This window comes from Streptomyces spectabilis, assembly GCF_008704795.1.
In the GTDB taxonomy this organism is placed as follows: Bacteria; Actinomycetota; Actinomycetes; order Streptomycetales; family Streptomycetaceae; genus Streptomyces; species Streptomyces spectabilis.
Window position 1 is genome coordinate 7,206,755 of the sequence record NZ_CP023690.1, and the last position, 19,614, is coordinate 7,226,368.

A 19,614-nucleotide genomic window follows, 5' to 3' on the forward strand; every position below is an offset into this window, starting at 1 on the left:
GCGGGCACCGGCACCCCCCTTGTCCTTCAGCGATTCACCATCCCCGCCGGTCAGGCGGCGAAGGAGATGATTCACGTGTCCGCTACGCCCGTGCTGGCGTTGCGCGGGGTCTCCAAGCGGTTCGGCGCCGTCCAGGCGCTCACGGACGTAGACCTCGAGATCCACACCGGTGAGGTGGTCGCCCTCGTCGGCGACAACGGCGCCGGAAAGTCCACGCTCGTCAAGACCATCTCAGGCGTGCACCCCATCGACGAGGGCGCCATCGAGTGGGAGGGCCGCGAGGTCCGCGTCGGCCGTCCCCACGACGCCCAGAACCTCGGCGTCGCCACCGTCTACCAGGACCTCGCCCTCTGCGACAACCTCGACGTCGTCGCCAATCTGTTCCTCGGCAGCGAGCTGAAGAGCGCGAGCGTCCTCGACGAGATCAGGATGGAGAAGCGCGCCCGGGAGCTCCTGGAGACCCTCTCCATCCGCATCCCGAGCGTCCGCATCCCCATTGCCGCCCTCTCCGGCGGCCAGCGGCAGGTCGTCGCCATCGCCCGCGCCCTCGTCGGCGACCCCAAGGTGGTCATCCTCGACGAGCCCACCGCCGCCCTCGGCGTCGAGCAGACCGCGCAGGTCCTCGACCTGGTGGAGCGGCTGCGCGAGCGCGGCCACGGCGTCATCCTCATCAGCCACAACATGGCCGACGTGCGCGCCGTCGCCGACCGCGTCGCGGTGCTCAGGCTCGGCCGCAACAACGGCGTCTTCGACGTCGCCGACACCTCCCCCGAAGAGATCATCGCCGCCATCACCGGCGCCACGGACAACGCCGTGACCCGCCGCCGGGCGCGTACCGCCACGAAGGAGGACGCGAAGTGAGCGACCTCGCCAAGACCCCCACCGACAAGCCCGCGGCGCCCGTGGACGCCGAGCCGTCCGCGGCCCCCGCCGCGGCCGTCGACCCCCGCCTCCTCGTGCGCGAGCAGGGCTTCGCCGGGTACTGGACGGAGTTCCTGCGCAAGGTGCGCGGCGGTGAGCTCGGCTCGCTGCCCGTCGTCGTGGGCCTGATCGTCATCGCCCTGGTCTTCCAGCTGCAGAACGACAAGTTCCTGTCCGCCTCCAGCCTCGCCAACATCGCCGTCTTCGCCTCCGGCGTCGGCATCATGTCCGTCGGCATCGTCTTCGTGCTGCTGCTCGGCGAGATCGACCTGTCCGTCGGCTCCGTCGCGGGCGTCGCCGCCGCCGTCTGGGCGGTGCTCAGCGTGAACCACGGCTGGGGCGACTGGCTGTCGGTGGTCACCGCCGTCGCCTGCGGCGCGGTCATCGGCGCCCTGCACGGCGTCTTCTTCGCCAAGGTCGGCGTCCCCGCCTTCGTCGTCACCCTCGCCGGATTCCTCGGCTGGAGCGGTCTGCAGATCTGGCTGATGGGCAAGGAGGGCAGCATCAACACGCCCACCGGCTCCGTCGTCGAGGACCTGACCGCGCACTTCTTCGCCGACAAGGCCGCCGCCTACGGGCTCGCGCTCGTCGCCGTGTTGCTGTACGGGGCCGCGCAGCTGCTCGACTCCAAGCGCCGCAAGGCCGCGGGCCTGCCCTCGCGGCCGCTCAGCGAGGTCCTGCTGCGCACCGGCGTGCTCGCGGTCCTGTGCTTCGTCGTCGCGTACTTCCTGAACGAGCCGTCGGGCGCCCGCGGCCTGCCGCTGGCCCTGGTGCTCTTCCTGGCCGTGCTCGTCATCGCGGACTTCGTGGTCCGCCGCACCACCTTCGGCCGCCAGGTCTTCGCGGTCGGCGGCAACGCGGAGGCCGCGCGCCGCGCGGGCATCAACGTCGACCGCGTACGGATCACCGTCTTCGCGATCTCCGGCATGCTCGCCGCCTTCGGCGGCCTCTTCATCGCGAGCCTGTCCGGCGGTGCCACCAAGAGCCTCGGCAGCGGCAACACCCTGATGATCGTCATCGCGGCGGCCGTCATCGGCGGCACCAGCCTCTTCGGCGGCCGCGGCAAGATCTGGTCCGCGCTGCTCGGCATGCTCGTGATCCAGTCGATCCAGCAGGGTCTGAACCTGGAAGGCATGGCGAGTGAGATCCAGTACATGATCACCGGTGCGGTGCTGCTCGCCGCCGTCGTGATCGACTCGGTCTCCCGGCGCACCCAGAAGTCCGCGGGCCGCGCCTGATCAGACAGCCCCGTGCCCGGTACCGGCCCCTCCGGTACCGGGCACGGGGCTGTCCGTCATCTGTTCGCTGAATAGAACGTTCGTTTCAGTCCGGACCAGGTGTTCCCGGCGATTTACGGCCGATCGCGTGACGTAGGACTCCTGGCCCGGACTCCGTCGTCAACGGCGGAACATTAGACTCGACAGGCCCGGCAATGCTCGAACAGCGCTACACGCTCTACTGCAAGGAGGCACGGGTGCCGCTGCTGACCCGCATCACGGGACCGCGCGATCTGGACCGGCTCAGCCCGGAGCAGCTGAACCAGCTGGCCACCGAGATCCGCGGCTTCCTCGTCGACGCAGTCTCCAAGACCGGCGGCCACCTCGGCCCCAACCTCGGCGTCGTCGAGCTGACCATCGCCCTGCACCGCGTCTTCGACTCGCCGCGGGACAAGGTCCTGTGGGACACCGGCCACCAGGCCTATGTCCACAAGCTGCTCACCGGCCGCCAGGACTTCGAAGGACTGCGCGGCAAGGGCGGCCTGTCCGGCTACCCCTCGCGCGCCGAGTCCGACCACGACGTGATCGAGAACAGCCACGCCTCCACCGTCCTCGGCTGGGCCGACGGCATCGCGAAGGCCAACGAGGTCCTCAAGAAGGACGACCACGTCGTCGCCGTCATCGGTGACGGCGCCCTCACCGGCGGCATGGCCTGGGAGGCGCTGAACAACATCGCCGCCGCCAAGGACCGCCCGCTGGTCATCGTCGTCAACGACAACGAGCGTTCCTACGCCCCCACCATCGGCGGTCTCGCCAACCACCTGGCCACCCTGCGCACCACCGACGGCTACGAGCGCTTCCTGGCCCGCGGCAAGGACCTCCTGGAGCGCACCCCCGTCGTAGGCAAGCCGCTGTACGAGACGCTGCACGGCGCGAAGAAGGGCCTGAAGGACTTCATCGCCCCGCAGGGCATGTTCGAGGACCTCGGCCTGAAGTACGTCGGCCCCATCGACGGCCACGACATGGAGGCCCTGGAGTCCGCGCTCGCCCGCGCCAAGCGCTTCAACGGCCCGGTCATCGTGCACTGCATCACCGAGAAGGGCCGCGGCTACAAGCCCGCCGAGCAGGACGAGGCCGACCACTTCCACGGCATCGGCCCCATCCACCCCGACACCGGTCTGCCCATCGCGGCCGGCGGCATGGACTGGACGTCCGTCTTCGGCGAGGAGATGGTCAAGCTCGGCCGCGAGCGCGAGGACATCGTGGCGATCACCGCCGCCATGCTCCAGCCCGTGGGCCTGAAGGGCTTCGCCGAGGAGTTCCCCGACCGCGTCTACGACGTCGGCATCGCCGAGCAGCACGCGGCCGTGTCCGCCGCGGGGCTCGCCACCGGCGGGCTCCACCCGGTCTTCGCCGTCTACGCCACCTTCCTCAACCGCGCCTTCGACCAGCTCCTGATGGACGTGGCCCTGCACAAGTGCGGCGTCACCTTCGTCCTGGACCGCGCGGGCGTCACCGGCACGGACGGTGCCTCGCACAACGGCATGTGGGACATGTCGATCCTCCAGTGCGTGCCCACGCTGCGCATCGCCGCGCCGCGCGACGCCGACCAGGTCCGCCTCCAGCTGCGCGAGGCCGTCGAGGTCGACGACGCCCCGACCGTCGTGCGCTACTCCAAGGGCGCCGTCGGCCCGGCCGTCAAGGCCGTCGCCCGCGTCGGCGGCATGGACGTGCTGCGCCGCCCGGACGCGCCCAGGCCCGACGTGCTCCTGGTCTCCGTCGGGGCCCTCGCCCCGATGTGTCTGGAGATCGCCGACCTGCTCGACAAGCAGGGCATCTCCACGACCGTGGTCGACCCGCGCTGGGTCAAGCCGGTCGACGAGGCGATGGCGCCGCTGGCGGAGCAGCACCGGGTCGTCGTCACCGTCGAGGACAACTCCCGTGCCGGGGGCGTCGGTTCGGCGATCTCGCAGGCGCTGCGGGACGCGGGCGTGGACGTGCCGCTGCGCGACTTCGGCATCCCGCCGCGCTTCCTCGACCACGCGTCGCGCAAGGAGGTCATGGCCGAGATCGGGCTGACCGCGCCGGACATCGCCCGTCAGGTCACCGGCCTCGTCGCCAAGCTCGACGGGCGCGTCGAGCGCGGCCGCGCGGCCGTGGACTCCGTCGAGCCCGTCCGCGACTGACCCGCCCGGGCGGGTGGGCCATCACCCCACCCGCCCGGTGAACCACCCGGACAGCCGCAGGTTTCGGGTCCCTTCGCGTGAATCGGCCCGCGCCGGGGCACTCGGAGTACCTCCCCTCTCGAAGATGTCGAACACGACTCGCGTGGGAGGTACGCCAGTGAGCAGCACCCTCTTCCGGACGAAGAAGGTCGAGCAGTCCATCCTCGACACCGAGGAGCCAGAGCACGCGCTCAAGAAATCCCTGTCCGCGCTCGATCTGACCGTCTTCGGCGTCGGCGTCATCATCGGCACCGGCATCTTCGTGCTCACCGGCACCGTCGCCAAGAACAACGCGGGCCCCTCCGTGGCCCTGGCCTTCGTCGTGGCCGGCGTCGTCTGCGCCCTCGCCGCGCTCTGCTACGCCGAGTTCGCGTCCACGCTCCCCGTGGCCGGGTCCGCGTACACGTTCTCGTACGCCTCGCTCGGCGAACTGCCCGCCTGGATCATCGGCTGGGACCTGGTCCTGGAGTTCGCGCTCGGCACGGCGGTGGTCGCCGTCGGCTGGTCCGGGTACATCGCCTCGCTGCTCGACAACGCGGGCTGGCAGCTGCCGGAGGCCCTCAGCGGCAGGGACGGCGCCGACGGCTTCGGCTTCGACATCCTCGCCGCGGCCCTGGTCCTGGTGCTCACCGGCATCCTCGTGCTCGGCATGAAGCTCTCCGCGCGGATCACCTCGATCGTCGTCGCCATCAAGGTGATCGTCGTCCTCGTGGTGATCGTCGCGGGTGCCTTCTTCATCAAGGGCGACAACTACGACCCGTTCATCCCCGAGTCCCAGGCCGTGGAGGCGGGCAGCGGCCTGCACTCCCCGCTGATCCAGCTGATGTTCGGCTGGGCGCCGTCCAACTTCGGCGTGCTGGGCATCTTCACCGCCGCCTCGGTCGTCTTCTTCGCCTTCATCGGCTTCGACATCGTCGCCACCGCCGCGGAGGAGACCAAGAACCCGCAGCGGGACATGCCGCGCGGCATCCTGGGCTCGCTGCTCATCTGCACGACGCTCTACGTGGCCGTGTCGATCGTCGTCACCGGCATGCAGCACTACAGCCAGCTGTCCGTGGACGCCCCGCTCGCCGACGCCTTCAAGGCCACCGGGCACCCCTGGTACGCGGGCTTCATCAGCTTCGGCGCCGCCGTCGGCCTGACCACGGTCTGCATGATCCTGCTTCTCGGCCAGACCCGGGTGTTCTTCGCGATGAGCCGCGACGGGCTGCTCCCGCGGTTCTTCTCCCGCGTCCACCCGCGCTTCAAGACCCCGCACCGGCCGACCATCCTCCTCGGTGTGATCATCGCCGTCGTGGCCGGGTTCACCCCCCTGAGCGAACTCGCCGAGCTGGTGAACATCGGCACGCTCTTCGCCTTCGTGATCGTCGCGGTCAGCGTGATCATCCTCCGGCGCACCCGCCCCGATCTGCACCGCTCCTTCCGCACGCCGTGGGTGCCGGTCCTGCCGATCGCCTCTGTCGCCGCCTCGCTGTGGCTGATGCTCAACCTGCCCGCCGAGACCTGGGTCCGCTTCGCCGGCTGGATGCTCCTCGGCGTCGTCGTCTACTTCCTCTACGGGCGCTCGCACAGCCGCCTCGGGCAGCACGAGGAGACCAGCGTGGGCGAGGTCCTGCGCCCGCCGGGCCGCGACACCGAGTGACCGGGACCGCGTAGCACTCCGGCCCCGTAGGTCCCGTCGGAACGGGACCTACGGGGCCGGAGTGCGTGCGGCTACGATCCCGCCCGCCGCCAGCCCCGCGTCACCTCGGCCATGGCCGCCACGGCGGCCCGCCGGTGCTTCCGCTCCCCGCGCAGCTTCGGGGCGAACTCCACGTGCAGGAACTCGGTCTCCTGCTCGGCGGCGTCACGGCCCTGCATATTGGTGCGGCCTTCCAGGGGGCAGGAGCGGGCCCAGGCGCGGCAGACCTCGTAGCCCCGGCGGCGCAGCGCGTCCGCGAGGTCGCGGCCCGCGGCGACGGCCACGCGGCCCTTGCCGGTGGAGGCGACCACGTCGTGGTCCGGCGCCGAGTCGTCCGCCATGCCGTGGATCTGGATGCCGGGCAGACCGCGCCGCGCCAGCTCGTCGCAGATGGCGTGGAACACGCTCCTCCGCCGGTGCGCCACATCCGCCTCGTTGCCGCGGCCCGCTTTGCGATGTGCGCCAGCGATGATCAGCACGCCGCCCGGTGAACGCCGCATGAGCTGGACGCCGAGCCGCTCGGTGTTCTTGTCGGCCACGGGGTGCGGCACCTGCGCGGACCAGCGCACGGGGGAGTCGAGGTCCACGTAGACCCGGCCCCAGCCGCGCGGCGCGGGGGCGTGGTCGGAGCGGTCGGTGACCTCGGCGTACCGGCGTCCGGTGGCCGCGTCGGTGATCGTCCGCACCGTGAAGTCCACGTCGGAGAGACGGCGCTCGGCCCGCTCCCGCTTCCGGCCGACGAGCAGGGCGACGCCCTCGGCGACCTTGCGGCGCTCGACGGCCGTGGGGCGCCGGTAGCCGGTGTCCGCGGCGAAGTCCGACGTGTAGTCGGTGACCAGGCGCTCCAGGTCCTCCTCGTCGCTGCCGTCCGCGTCGGTGGGGCGGCCGCCCGGCGTCGAGGGCGCGGGGGAGGAGCGCTCGTGTTCCGGGGACCGGGTCCCGTCCGACGCGGCGGGGCGCCGCTCCTCGTCGGACGGCGAGCCGCACTGCGTGAGGCTCGCCACGGCGACGAGCGCGAGGGCGGCCCCGGTGAGCCGGCCGAGGGGACGAACTCGGCGCCGCTTTGCGTTTGTTATCGACCGAATTGGAGGGTGAGTCATGGTTGTATAAAGATATCCTCGTGATGACACGTCCCTCCCGCAGGCTAATAACGACCTGCGCAGCCTCGCTCGCCCTTCTGGCGGGCACCGCGTGCGGCCCCTTCGGCGGCGATGACGACAAGGCCTCCGACGGCGGCCCCTCGTTCACCGTCGCCGCCGCGGGCGACATCCTCATCCACCCCCAACTCACCGAGCAGGCCCGCAAGGACGCCAAGGTGACCGGCAAGGGTGAGAAGGGCATCGACTTCGGCCCGATGCTGGCCGGCATCAAGCCCGTCATCAGCAAGGCCGACCTCGGGATCTGTCACTTCGAGCCGGTCGTGAGCAAGCCGGAGGGGCCCTTCCAGAGCTACCCGGACTTCCTGGTGCCGCCGCAGATCACCACGGCGGTCAAGGGCGTCGGCTACGACCAGTGCTCCAGTGTGTCCAACCACACGCTCGACCACGGCCCCAAGGGCGTCACGCGCACCCTGAACGCCCTGGACAAGGCGGGTCTGAAGCACACCGGTTCGGCGCGCAGCGCGGCCGAGGCGAAGAAGCCGCTGATCACCACCGTCAAGGGCGTCAAGGTCGGGCAGATCGCCTTCGCCTTCGGCTTCAACGGCCGCGAGGTGCCCAAGGACAAGCCCTGGATCGTCAACCAGAACGACTTCGACAAGATCGCGGCGGCCGAGAAGGCCACCCGCGCCGCCGGTGCCGACGTGGTGATCCTCAGCATCCACTGGGGCCGCGAGAACCAGCCCAACGCCAGCACCCCGCAGATCAAGCTCGCCCGCCGCATCGCGGAGGAGACCGGGATCAACCTGGTCATCGGCCACCACGCGCACGTGGTCCAGCCGATGGAGAAGATCGGCGACACCTGGATCGCGTACGGACTCGGCAACCAGGTCGCCCGGCACGACGTGCCCAGCGGACTGACCGAGGAGGGCGCCATCGGCTGGTTCACCTTCTCCAAGCGCGGCGGCAAGTGGGACATCGACGCCAAGTACGTGCCCACCTTCACGGAGATCCCGCCGGACCCGGACGAGACCGGGGAACTGCCCAAGGGCGCCGTCAAGGACCACCGGCTGCTCGATGTCGCGGCCACGCTGCGTGACGGCAAGGACTTGAGCGAGGAGCGGCGTTCGCGCTACCGCCTCGCCTTCGAGCGCACCCAGGGCACGCTCCTCAACCGCGGCGCCGGCCAGGACGGCCTCAAGGCCCTGGAAGACCTGCCGGACTGAAACATTCCGTGAAGCCTGGTTTAACGCCAGGTCATGGAGGAGCGGCTGCCCACGAGGTGGCAAGAGAGTGATCTTTGACGTAGGTCACATCTTGCCAACCTCGTACATCCATTCCCGCCTCCCGCGGGTCAAGACCTTCCGATCGCACTCGCGTGCGCCCGGGCGCCGCCGTGCGCCCGCCCTGTCGATTCCGTACTCAGTGTCACGACCGTGTCACTCCAGGAGAGGAGCTCCCCCTTGGCCGCTTCGCCCACGAAGCGGCGGCACAAGGTCCGCCGAAGGACCGACATGTCACTCATCGGCGGCATCCGCCCGCCGATCGCCGTGCTGTCGGTCCTGCTCCTCGCCCTGGCGGGTATCACCGCCCTCACCCTCGGCCGCGTCGGTCAGGACGCGGTACCGAAGGCCGTCAAGCAGTCCCAGCAGCACTTCGCCGAGGACGGCGCCATCGCGCTCCGCGCCTCCATCGACGAGTCCGTCACCGACCTGACCCGCACCGCGGGCCTGTTCAGCGCCGGCGACCCGGTGCCCGCCGACGCCGTGCTCGACAAGATCGGCAGCGTCTACCAGAAGTGGATGGGCACCGCCGTCGTCGAGATCCGGTCCGGCAAGCTGCTCGCCGCGCGCGGCGAGAACGTGCCGCTCGCCGCCATCGACCGCTCCAAGCTCAAGGACGACGACGGCCTCCAGCCGCGCATGGTCCGCCTGGAGAACGGCGAGACCCGTCTGCTCGCCTTCGCCGTGCTCAGCTGGAAGGGCCAGCCGCAGCAGCTGCTCGTCGCCTCCACCAGCCTGCGCTTCCCCGGCATCAGCCTCGGCAACTTCCGCGCCATCGCCGTCGTCGGCCAGGACGGCAACCTCCTGAGCACCGACGGCATCCCGGAGCCCGAGCAGGTGCTCACCGACCTCCAGCGCAAGGAGGTCAAGCAGTCCAACAAGCAGCTCAAGGCGTTCGCCAAGGCCGCGGCGAAGAAGTCGCGCCAGCACCCGCTGATGTCCAAGGAGCCCGGCTCCGGCGGCTACAAGGGCGTCAGCGGCTACCTCATCGGCGACAGCTTCCTCTCCGAGCGGTCCGTCGCCGGCTACGCCACCCTGGCCGCCCCCGAGCCGGGCGAGCAGACCGTGGCGACCCGGCTCGGCCTCAGCGTCGTCGCCATGCAGCCCGTCGCCGAGGACGAGGACCGGGCCGAGAGCTCCGCGTTCGGCCTGATCGCCGCGGGCGCCCTGCTGCTCATCGGCGGCGTCACGGTCTTCCTGCTCCTGCGCACCGTGCAGCGCCCGCTGATCCGGCTCTTCCTGGAGAGCCGCCGCCTGACCCGCGGCGACCTGAACCGCCCGGTGACCGTGCCCAAGTCCGGCGAGGCCGCCCGCATCGGCGCCGCCCTCGAACGGCTGCGGCGCCAGCTCCTCGGCGAACCGGCCGCGGCGGGCGAGACCCCCGCGCGCCGCCGCAGGTTCGGCAGCCGCACCCTCGTCGCGGTCTGCGGCGTGCTCCTGCTCCTCTGGTCGGCACCGCTGCTGCTCCTGATCAACCGCGCCGGGGACGACGTCCAGGTGCCGCAGCAGCTCGTCAACGACCAGCGCGAGCGCACCGACACCCTCACCGACCGGGTCCGCCGCGCCCTCAACGAGGGCCACGCCGACCTCACCTCGGTGGCCTCCCTCATCGGCGCCCGCACCGAGCCCGACCAGATGGGCAAGGTCCTCGAAAGCACCCTGAACCAGCACAGCCGCTACCGGTCCCTGTACGTCCTCGACAAGGACGGCAAGGTCCTGTCGAAGGCGGGCCAGGACCCGCGCAGCCCCTCCGGCAAGGAGCCGTCCGACGAGGCCATCCGGGTGCTCGACGACGGCGGCAAGGAGCCGGTGATCATCGGCACCGCCGAGGTGCCGGGCCGCGGCGGCGCCGCCGTCGTGGGCGAGTTCCGCATCGACTTCCTCAACTCGCTGCTCAAGCGCCCCGGCCTCGGCGCGGTCCGCGTCGTCGACAAGGACCGCAAGGTCATCGGCGGCAACACCGGCTACTTCGAGTTCGAGGGCCTGCCCGGCGGGCGCCTCAACGCGCTCGTCGAGGGCACCAGCCAGAAGGTCGGCCTCAGCCCCCGGCCGAGCGGTGTGCTCTACCGCGACGGCGGCGACATCCAGATCGCGGCCGCGGCCCCGTTCGTCGGCGGCGGCGCCGCCAAGGCGCTCGGCTGGACCGTGGTCAGCTGGCAGCCCGCCTCCCAGCTCCCGATCCCCGCGTACACGCTGCAGAACCGCACCGTCCTCGCGGGCATGCTCGGCGTCACCGCGGCCGCGGCCTGTCTCGGCTGGCTGCACATCGTCGTCGTACGGCCGCTGCGCAAGCTCGCGGACCAGGCGGAGGCACTGGCCGACGGCGACCGCAAGACCGTCCTGTACCCGGTCCACCACGACGAGGTCGGCGCCGTCACCCGCAGCCTGGAGCTCATCAGGCAGCAGCTGCCCACGGGCGCGCAGCGCAAGCGGGACGGCGTGTCGGCGCCGCTCGCCGGAAGGAACTGAACCGCCGTGTACTTCCTCTTCACCGTCCTCGTGGTGTGCTGCGCCGTCCTGCTCGTCGCCGGAGTGATCGAGCAGCGGCGGCACTTCACGAACCTGGAGCACATACCGACGCGGGTGCTGGTCAACGGCATCCGCGGCAAGAGCTCCATCACCCGCCTGTGCGCGGGCGCGCTGCGCGGCGGCGACCTGACCACCGTCGCCAAGACCACCGGCACGGCCGCCCGGTTCATCCACCCGGACGCCACCGAGGAGCCGGTCTACCGCAAGTTCGGCATCGCCAACGTCGTCGAGCAGATCGGCATCGTGCGCCGCGCGGCGGCGTACAACCCGGACGCCCTGGTCATCGAGTGCATGGCGGTCATGCCCGCGCTCCAGGAGATCAACCAGTCCAAGCTGATCCGCTCCACCATCGGCGTGCTCTGCAACGTCCGCGAGGACCACCTCGCCGAGATGGGTCCGACCCTGGACGACGTGGCGCGCTCCCTCTCCCGCTCCATGCCGGAGAACGGGATCTGCGTCACCGCGGAGAAGGACCGCTTCGACATCCTCAAGGAGGAGGCCGAGGCCCGGAACTGCGAGCTGATCTACGCCGACCCCGAGACGGTCACCGACGACGAGCTGCGCGGCTTCAGCTGGTTCACCTTCAAGGAGAACGTGGCGATCGCGCTCAAGGTCGCCGAACTCCTCGGCGTCGGCCGCGAGGTCGCCCTCCAGGGCATGTACGACGCGCCGCCGGACCCCGGTGTGCTCTCCGTGGAGCGGTACGTCACCGAGGACAACAAGAAGCTCCGCTTCGCCAACGTCTTCGCGGCCAACGACCCCGAGTCGACGCTGATGAACATCAACCAGCTGCTCGACCTCGGCGCCATCCACCGGCCGCTCAACGTCGTCATCAACTGCCGCCCCGACCGCGTCGAGCGCAACGGCCAGATGGGCGAGATCATCCCCGACCTCCAGCCGGAGAAGGTCTTCGTCATCGGCCACCCCGCCAAGAGCGCCATCGACGCCATCCCCGCCGAGTGGCGCTCGCGCGCCGTCGACCTCGGCGGCGACCGGCGCGACCCCGAGGAGTTCATGGGGCAGCTGCTCGGCCAGCTCGGCCAGGACTCCTCGCTCGTCGCCATCGGCAACATCCACGGCCAGGGCGAGGTGCTCCTGGAGCACCTCGCCGAACTCCCCGCCGACGAGAGCGAGGACCCCGCGCAGGCCCCGGCGGCCGCGCCCGCCGCCGCTGCCGCCGAGGGCGTCGTGGAGCGGACCCAGCCCACGCCGATGTACGAGCCGCACATCGACCCGTACCAGCACTACCCCGAGGCGTACGAGAACCGCTACGCCCACCACCAGCTCACCCCGGCCGCGCCCGTGCACGTGCCCGCCCAGCGCACCGCGGAGCAGCAGCCGTACGGGGCGTACCAGCAGCAGTACGAGCAGCAGTACGAGCAGCACCAGGGCTACGACCAGCAGCAGTACGCCCAGCACGGACAGCAGGCGCAGTACGGGCAGCAGGGCTACGACCAGCACCAGCACCAGCAGTACGACGCGTACGCGGCGCAGGGCCACCAGGGCCACGCGCAGCAGGACGCCTACGCGCCGCAGGCGCCCTACGGCCAGGAGGCCGCGTACGAGCCCGCCCCGTACGAGGCGTACCCGCACCAGCAGGTGCCGCACGCACCCGAGCCCCCTCAGCCCTCCGAGCCCCGCGGCCTGTTCGAGCCGCGCGTCCCGCCCGTCACCCCCGCCGCCGACGACACACAGCAGTGGCACAGTCCAGGAGAGCCCCGTTGATCCCCTCCGTCCTCACCCCCGAGATCGCCGCGATCGGGATCGCGCTCGGGCTGCTCTTCTCCCTGGTCTGCTATCTGACGACCAACCTCTCGCCCGGCGGCATGATCACGCCGGGCTGGCTCGCCCTGACCCTCGTCGAGGACCTCCAGCGCGCCGCCATGGTCGTCGGCGTCACCGTCCTGACGTACGTCTGCACGCTCCTCATGCAGCGCTTCATCATCCTGTACGGCAAGCGCCTGTTCGCCGCGGTCGTCCTGACCGGCGTGGTGCTCCAGGCCACCGTGATGATCGTGCTCTCCATCGAGTTCCCGCTGATGTACAGCAACCAGACCCTCGGCTTCATCGTGCCGGGCCTGATCGCCTACCAGCTCGTGCGCCAGCCCAAGGGCCCCACCCTGCTCGCCACGGGCTCGGTGACGCTCATGGCCTACGTCGTCCTCACCGCCGGGATTCTCCTCGGCTTCATGCCGTCCGCCTGACCTCGGCCTGACTTCCGGAGCCTCACATGCCGCCCAAGAAGAAGCGTCCCGCCCTCCACGCCGCGACCGTGCTCGCCCTGCTCGCGGGCAGTGCCTTCCTGACCGTCGAACTGCGCAAGGACGAACAGGACAAGGCGCCCGAGGTACAGGCCGTCACCGACAGCCCCGGCCGCCTCAGCAACGGCGCCTCGGCGCAGGGCGGCAAGCAGACCTGGGAGCGGCTGCGCAACCCCGACCGCTCCGTGCTGCGCACCGAGGGCGGCAAGGTGCTCGCCACCTTCACCGACGGGGCCCGCGCCGCCACCCTCACCGGGCCGAGCCGCACCTTCACCGAGCCCGCCAACACCAAGTCCCGGGTCGTCACCGAGGACTGGGTGCGGCTGATGCCGGAGGTCTGGCGCAAGGGCGCGGAGAAGGAGAAGTGGTTCAAGGACTGGTACAAGCAGTTCGCGGGCAGCGAGGAGGACGACATCTTCGCCATGGCCTTCCAGTACGTCGAGGGCGCGCCCGTCAAGAAGGACGACGAGGGCATCGCCTACCGCGGAGACGCCAACTTCGGGCCGCTCAACCCCAACGGCAGCGCGGGCAACGACCTGCGCGAGGAGCAGTCCGACTTCTACGACTACCTCGGCATCCCGTACACCTTCCGCGACGGCACCACCATCCAGCCCGAGGCCAAGCGGGCCCGCGCCATGGACTGCTCCGGCTTCATCCGCACCGTCTTCGGCTACCGCGCGCGCTACCCCCTGATGTCCTCCGACACCGCCGGTGACGGCCTGCCCCGCACGGCCAACGGCATGGCCCGCGGCAAGGCCGGCACGGAGGTCATCAAGCTGAAGGGCGTCGGCGCGGCCGACCGCCCCAAGACCATCGACGTCATCCAGCCCGGCGACCTGGTCTTCTTCAAGCTCGACGCCCGTACGAAGCAGCGGCTCGACCACGTCGGGATCTTCCTCGGCCACGACGCGGACGGCCACAAGATCTTCATCTCCAGCCGGGAAGAGGTCAACGGCCCGACGATCGGCGACAAGGGCGGGACGTCGCGGCTCGACGGCAACGGGTACTACGCCTCCACCCTCCGCAGCGCGAAGCGCCTGTAGCGGCGGCGCTGGAGCGGCGGGGCCGGGGTGGGGGCCACCCCGGCCCCGCGAGGCCTGGCCCCGGCGCGGGGCGCTACCGCGCAGTGCGCGCCCCCGCCGCTACCGCGGCGGTCCTCTCCCACCCGCCCGCCCTGCGGCCCCGGCCTTGCCGGGCTTGGCCCCGACGCGGAGCGCTGCGGGCGGGTGGGTGGTGCCACCGCTACCGCGGCGGCTCTTTCCCACCCGCCCACCCGTGCGGCCCCGGTGGGGGCGGGTGGGTGGGACTGCGCCGGACGCGCGCAGCGCGGGGCTGTTCGCCGGGGCTGTCGGCAGGGGGACGCCCCGCGGCGCGGCACGTGCCGCTCGGCCGTGGGGCAGGGGCCGGTCAGGCCGGGCGTACCGTGCGGGGGCCCACGCAGGTGGCGCCGTGGGGGATGACCCGGGCGCGCAGGGCCCGGTCCGCGGTGACGACGACACAGGGGCCCGCCGCCCCGGCGACCAGTTCCACGATGTGGTCGTCCCCGCTGCCGGGCGCGGACTCGACCCGCACCCCGGGCACGGAGGAGACCCCCCGGGCCTGCCCCTCCACCACGAGCACCACGTCGAGAGGCCCGGGCACCCCGTCCACACCGCCCTCGGCATACGGAACGAGCCGGTCCCGCAACCGCTCGGCCGCCCCCTTCCGGTCCCGCCACCACCCGTCCGGCACGGACCCGACCACGTTCGCGGCATCGACCACCAGGGTCACTCTCTCCATGCGGAAAGGGTCGCACGCCCGGGTGCGGCCCCTGGGCCCCCGCCCATTAGAGTGGGTTTCACCGCACCCGCCCCTCGCCCCGGAAGCCGCATGCCCCCAGCCCCCGCCCCCACCTCATCGGCCGTGAACGGCGACTGGCTCACACGCGGACGCGACGGCCGGCTCTGCGTGTACGCCTTCGGCCCGGACGGCACCGCCGTCGAGTGCCGCACCGAGCGCACCCCGGGCGGCGCCTGGACCGCCCCGCGCGTCGTCGGCGGCGACCAGCGCGTGCACCCGGTGCTCGCCGTCTCCCAGGGCGCCGACGCCTACGCCCACCTGGTCGCCTGGCGCCCCACCGTCCCGGGCGAGTCGGGCCTGGTCCACTCCACGCACTTCCAGCCGCACCTCGCCGCCCTGGACTGGAACCCGCTGGGCCACCCGAACAAGAAGGGCGACCGCACCGGCACCCCCGCCGTCACCGTCGACGCCGAGGGCCGCGCCCATGTGTTCGTACCCAACAGGGGCGGCGGAGTGAGCATGCGCGGGCAGAAGCAGGCGGGCGGCTGGGGGCCCTGGCGCGACCTCAAGGGCCAGGACGTCCGGGGCGAACTCGCCGTGGTGACCGCCGAGTCGGGCCGCGTCGTGGCGTACGCGAGCACGCCGGACACGATCCTGCGCTGGCGCCAGAGCGGCCCGGGCAAGGTCCCCGTCATGGACGAGCCGCTCGAAGTCCGCGCCCGCCCCGGCACCTTGCGGGCGCTCGCCACCTCCGCCGAGCACACCACCCTCTTCTTCACGGACGAGGAGGGCGACGTGTGCGCCTGGCGCGGGGACGAGGAGCCCGCGCGGCTGCTGCGCGCCGCGGGCCCCGGGCCCGTCGCCGCCCTGCGCTGCGAACTCGACGGGTACGACTGCACGTTGCTGGCCCAGCGCGCGGACAGCGGCCGCGTCGCTTTCGCCGCGTACCCGACCGAGCTGGAGTCGGCGGGCGCCTGGTGGACCGAGTCGGGCCCGGCCCTGCCGGTGGACGCGCGGCTCGCGCTCGGCGAGGACGCCGCGGGCCGCATCGTCGCCGCCACCTTCGTCCCGGGCACCGACGACCTGCGCCTGACCTACCGCAAGGACGAGCCGGGCCTCGCCCTGAAGGCGTGGGAGCGGCCGCTGACCGGCCGCTGACGGCCGCGCCCGCCCGCACACGCACAGGGGCCCGGACCGCCGGTCGGCGGTCCGGGCCCCTGTCAGGTCTCCGCGTCACGCGGGGACGCTGGCGACTCCCTGCTCCAGGAACCGCTTGCCGTTCACGCGCTCGCTGACGCCCTCGCGGTCCAGGTACGGCGTGACGCCGCCCAGGTGGAAGGGCCAGCCCGCGCCGGTGATCAGGCACAGGTCGATGTCCTGCGCCTCGGCGACGACGCCCTCGTCCAGCATGAGGCCGATCTCCTGGGCGACCGCGTCCAGGACGCGGTCACGGACCTGCTCCTCGGTGAGGACCTTCTCGCCCTGCTTCAGGAGCGCCGCGACCTCCGGGTCCAGCTCCGGCTTGCCGCTGTCGTAGACGTAGAAGCCGCGCTTGCCCGCCTCGACGACGGCCTTCAGGTTCGGCGAGACCGTGAAGCGGTCCGGGAAGGCGCGGTTCAGCGTCTCCGAGACGTGCAGGCCGATGGCCGGGCCGACCAGCTCCAGGAGCACCAGCGGGGACATCGGCAGGCCGAGCGGCTCGACCGCCTTCTCCGCGACCTCGACGGAGGTGCCCTCGTCGATGACGTTCTGGATCTCGCCCATGAAGCGGGTGAGGATGCGGTTCACGACGAACGCCGGGGCGTCCTTCACCAGAACGGCGGTCTTCTTCAGCTTCTTGGCGACGCCGAAGGCCGTGGCGAGGGATGCGTCGTCGGTCTGCTCGCCGCGCACGATCTCCAGGAGCGGGAGGATCGCGACCGGGTTGAAGAAGTGGAAGCCGACGACCCGCTCGGGGTGCTTCAGCTTCGAGGCCATCTCCGACACCGAGAGGGACGAGGTGTTCGTCGCCAGGATCGCGTGCGCGGGGGCCACGGCCTCCACCTCCGCGAACACCTGCTGCTTGACGCCGATCTCCTCGAAGACGGCCTCGATGACGAAGTCGGCGTCCGCGAATCCCTCGGCCTTGTCCAGGACGCCGGTCACCAGGGCCTTGAGGCGGTTGGCCTTGTCCTGGTTGATCCGGCCCTTGCCGAGGAGCTTGTCGATCTCGGCGTGGACGTAGCCGACGCCCTTGTCGACGCGCTCCTGGTCGATGTCGGTCAGGACGACCGGCACCTCCAGGCGGCGCAGGAAGAGCAGGGCGAGCTGCGAGGCCATCAGACCGGCGCCGACCACGCCGACCTTGGTGACCGGCCGGGCCAGGCTCTTGTCCGGCGCGCCCGCGGGGCGCTTGCCGCGCTTCTGCACCAGGTTGAACGCGTAGATGCCGGAGCGCAGTTCGCCGCCCATGATGAGGTCGGCGAGCGCCGTGTCCTCGGCGTCGAAGCCCTTCGCCGCGTCGCCGTCCTTCGCGGCGGCGATGATGTCCAGGGCGCGGTAGGCGGCCGGGGCCGCGCCGTGCACCTTGGAGTCGGCGATGGCGCGGCCGCGGGCGACCGCCGCGTCCCAGGCCTCGCCGCGGTCGACGTCGGCGCGGGCCACCTCGACGTCGCCCTTGAGGACGGAGGCCGTCCACAGCAGCGACTGCTCCAGGAAGTCGGCGCCCTCGAACAGCGCGTCGGCGATGCCGAGCTCGAAGACCTGCTTGCCCTTGAGCTGCCGGTTCTGGTTCAGCGAGTTCTCGATGATGACCGAAACCGCGCGGTCGGCGCCGATCAGGTTCGGAAGCAGCGTGCAGCCGCCCCAGCCCGGCACCAGGCCGAGGAAGACCTCGGGCAGCGAGAAGGCGGGCAGCGCCTTCGACACCGTGCGGTAGGTGCAGTGCAGCCCGACCTCGACGCCACCGCCCATGGCGGCGCCGTTGTAGTACGCGAACGTCGGTACGGCGAGCGCGGACAGGCGCTTGAAGACGTCGTGGCCGCCCTTGCCGATGGCCAGCGCGTCCTCGTGCCGCTTCAGCAGCTCGACGCCCTTGAGGTCGGCGCCGACGGCGAAGATGAACGGCTTGCCCGTGACGCCGGCGCCGACGATCGTGCCCTCGGCCGCCTCCTGCTCGACCTGGTCGATCGCGGCGTTCAGGTGCGCGAGCGACTGCGGGCCGAAGGTGGTCGGCTTGGTGTGGTCGAAGCCGTTGTCGAGCGTGATCAGGGCGAAGCGCCCGGCACCGAACGGCAGGTCGAGGTGGCGTACGTGCGCCTGCGTGACGACCTCGTCCGGGAACAGCTCGGCGGCGCCCTTCAGGAGCTCAGCGGTGGTGGTGCTCACTTGTCGCCTCCGGCGTCCTTGTGGTGCGGGTTCTCCCAGATGACCGTCGCGCCCATGCCGAAGCCGACGCACATGGTGGTGAGGCCGTAGCGGACCTCCGGCTGCTCCTCGAACTGCCGGGCCAGCTGCGTCATCAGACGGACGCCGGAGGAGGCGAGCGGGTGGCCGAAGGCGATGGCGCCGCCGTACTGGTTGACGCGCGCGTCGTCGTCGGCGATGCCGTAGTGCTCAAGGAAGGCGAGCACCTGGACCGCGAAGGCCTCGTTGATCTCGAACAGGCCGATGTCGCCGATGCCGAGCCCGGCCTTGGCGAGGGCCTTCTCCGTGGCCGGAATCGGGCCGTAGCCCATGACCTCGGGCTCCACGCCGGCGAACGCGTACGACACGAGCCGCATCTTGACCGGCAGGCCGTTCTCGCGGGCGAAATCCTCGGAGGCGATGATCGAGGCGGTGGCGCCGTCGTTGAGACCGGCGGCGTTGCCCGCGGTGACGCGGCCGTGCGTACGGAACGGCGTCTTCAGGCCCGCGAGGTTCTCCAGGGTGGTGCCCGGACGCATCGGCTCGTCCTGGGTGGCCAGGCCCCAACCGGTCTCGCCCACCTCGGAGTTGGTGTTCCGGATGGAGATCGGCACCAGGTCCTGCTGGATCTTGCCGTTGGCGTACGCCTTGGCGGCCTTCTCCTGCGAGCGCACGGCGTATTCGTCGGCGCGCAGCTTGGTGATGGAGGGGTAGCGGTCGTGCAGGTTCTCGGCGGTCATGCCCATGAACAGGGCGGACTCGTCGACCAGCTTCTCGCTCACGAACCGCGGGTTCGGGTCGACGCCCTCGCCCATCGGGTGGCGGCCCATGTGCTCCACGCCACCGGCGATCACGGCGTCGTACGCGCCGAAGGCGATCGACCCGGCGGTCGCCGTCACGGCGGTGAGCGCGCCCGCGCACATCCGGTCGATGGAGTAGCCCGGCACGGACTGCGGAAGGCCCGCGAGGATCCCGGCCGTGCGGCCGAGGGTGAGTCCCTGGTCACCGATCTGCGTGGTGGCGGCGACGGCGACCTCGTCGATCTTGGCGGGGTCCAGGCCCGGGTTGCGGCGCAGCAGCTCCCGGATGGACTTCACGATCAGGTCGTCGGCGCGGGTCTCGTGGTAGATGCCCTTCGGGCCCGCCTTGCCGAACGGGGTGCGGACGCCGTCGACGAAGACGACGTCCCTGACGGTACGAGGCACGATGGCTCTCCTCCAGGGTGCGGTGCGCCTGC

14 protein-coding genes are annotated in these 19,614 nt (G+C 71.4%); 10 read left to right on the forward strand and 4 right to left on the reverse strand.

What is annotated here, in order from left to right:
• Positions 1-66 precede the first annotated feature (66 nt).
• From CP982_RS31610 to CP982_RS31625, 4 genes are all read left to right on the forward strand, one after another.
• On the forward strand, positions 67-861 hold the full coding sequence (locus tag CP982_RS31610; RefSeq protein ID WP_150513569.1) for an ATP-binding cassette domain-containing protein: 795 nt from the start codon (positions 67-69) through the stop codon (positions 859-861).
• Positions 858-2,159: a sugar ABC transporter permease gene (locus CP982_RS31615; RefSeq protein ID WP_150513570.1), complete on the forward strand. Its 1,302-nt coding sequence runs from the start codon at positions 858-860 to the stop codon at positions 2,157-2,159. The genes CP982_RS31610 and CP982_RS31615 overlap by 4 nt, the downstream gene beginning before the upstream one ends.
• Positions 2,160-2,395: 236 nt before the next feature.
• Positions 2,396-4,324 carry a 1-deoxy-D-xylulose-5-phosphate synthase gene (gene dxs / locus CP982_RS31620; RefSeq protein ID WP_150515803.1) on the forward strand — a complete coding sequence of 643 codons (1,929 nt, stop codon included), beginning with the start codon at positions 2,396-2,398 and terminating at the stop codon, positions 4,322-4,324.
• Between the two features lie 157 nt (positions 4,325-4,481).
• Positions 4,482-6,005, forward strand: coding sequence for an amino acid permease (locus tag CP982_RS31625; RefSeq protein WP_150513571.1), 1,524 nt, complete (start codon positions 4,482-4,484; stop codon positions 6,003-6,005).
• 71 nt (positions 6,006-6,076) lie between these two features.
• Here CP982_RS31625 and CP982_RS31630 read toward each other — a convergent pair whose 3' ends face one another.
• Positions 6,077-7,048 carry a hypothetical protein gene (locus tag CP982_RS31630; RefSeq protein ID WP_184925294.1) on the reverse strand — a complete coding sequence of 324 codons (972 nt, stop codon included), beginning with the start codon at positions 7,046-7,048 and terminating at the stop codon, positions 6,077-6,079.
• Positions 7,049-7,167: 119 nt separating this feature from the next.
• Between CP982_RS31630 and CP982_RS31635 the strand changes: the two genes are divergently transcribed.
• The 5 genes from CP982_RS31635 to CP982_RS31655 all read left to right on the forward strand — a co-directional run bounded on the left by CP982_RS31635 (position 7,168) and on the right by CP982_RS31655 (position 14,257).
• Positions 7,168-8,367, forward strand: a complete 1,200-nt coding sequence (locus CP982_RS31635) for a CapA family protein (protein WP_150513572.1) — start codon at positions 7,168-7,170, stop codon at positions 8,365-8,367.
• A gap of 288 nt (positions 8,368-8,655) precedes the next feature.
• The gene (locus tag CP982_RS31640) at positions 8,656-10,893 is read left to right on the forward strand and encodes a HAMP domain-containing protein (RefSeq protein ID WP_150515804.1); all 2,238 of its coding nucleotides are present in this window, start codon (positions 8,656-8,658) and stop codon (positions 10,891-10,893) included.
• A gap of 6 nt (positions 10,894-10,899) precedes the next feature.
• The gene (gene pgsB, locus CP982_RS31645; RefSeq protein ID WP_150513573.1) at positions 10,900-12,678 is read left to right on the forward strand and encodes a poly-gamma-glutamate synthase PgsB; all 1,779 of its coding nucleotides are present in this window, start codon (positions 10,900-10,902) and stop codon (positions 12,676-12,678) included.
• The gene (locus CP982_RS31650) at positions 12,675-13,157 is read left to right on the forward strand and encodes a poly-gamma-glutamate biosynthesis protein PgsC/CapC (protein WP_030682587.1); all 483 of its coding nucleotides are present in this window, start codon (positions 12,675-12,677) and stop codon (positions 13,155-13,157) included. The genes pgsB and CP982_RS31650 overlap by 4 nt, the downstream gene beginning before the upstream one ends.
• Positions 13,158-13,183: 26 nt before the next feature.
• Positions 13,184-14,257 carry a C40 family peptidase gene (locus CP982_RS31655; RefSeq protein ID WP_150513574.1) on the forward strand — a complete coding sequence of 358 codons (1,074 nt, stop codon included), beginning with the start codon at positions 13,184-13,186 and terminating at the stop codon, positions 14,255-14,257.
• Positions 14,258-14,621: 364 nt separating this feature from the next.
• On the opposite strand, the gene CP982_RS31660 is transcribed toward CP982_RS31655, so the two are convergent.
• Entirely contained in the window at positions 14,622-14,993 is a 372-nt protein-coding gene (locus CP982_RS31660) for a PIN domain-containing protein (protein WP_150513575.1), read from the reverse strand.
• 123 nt (positions 14,994-15,116) lie between these two features.
• Here CP982_RS31660 and CP982_RS31665 point away from each other — a divergent pair, with 123 nt between their 5' ends.
• Positions 15,117-16,151: a PLL family lectin gene (locus CP982_RS31665; RefSeq protein WP_150515805.1), complete on the forward strand. Its 1,035-nt coding sequence runs from the start codon at positions 15,117-15,119 to the stop codon at positions 16,149-16,151.
• 75 nt (positions 16,152-16,226) lie between these two features.
• On the opposite strand, the gene CP982_RS31670 is transcribed toward CP982_RS31665, so the two are convergent.
• Positions 16,227-18,359, reverse strand: a complete 2,133-nt coding sequence (locus CP982_RS31670) for a 3-hydroxyacyl-CoA dehydrogenase NAD-binding domain-containing protein (RefSeq protein WP_150513576.1) — start codon at positions 18,357-18,359, stop codon at positions 16,227-16,229.
• On the reverse strand, positions 18,356-19,582 hold the full coding sequence (locus CP982_RS31675; protein ID WP_150513577.1) for a thiolase family protein: 1,227 nt from the start codon (positions 19,580-19,582) through the stop codon (positions 18,356-18,358). Before CP982_RS31675 ends, CP982_RS31670 begins: the two co-directional genes overlap by 4 nt.
• Positions 19,583-19,614 lie beyond the last annotated feature (32 nt).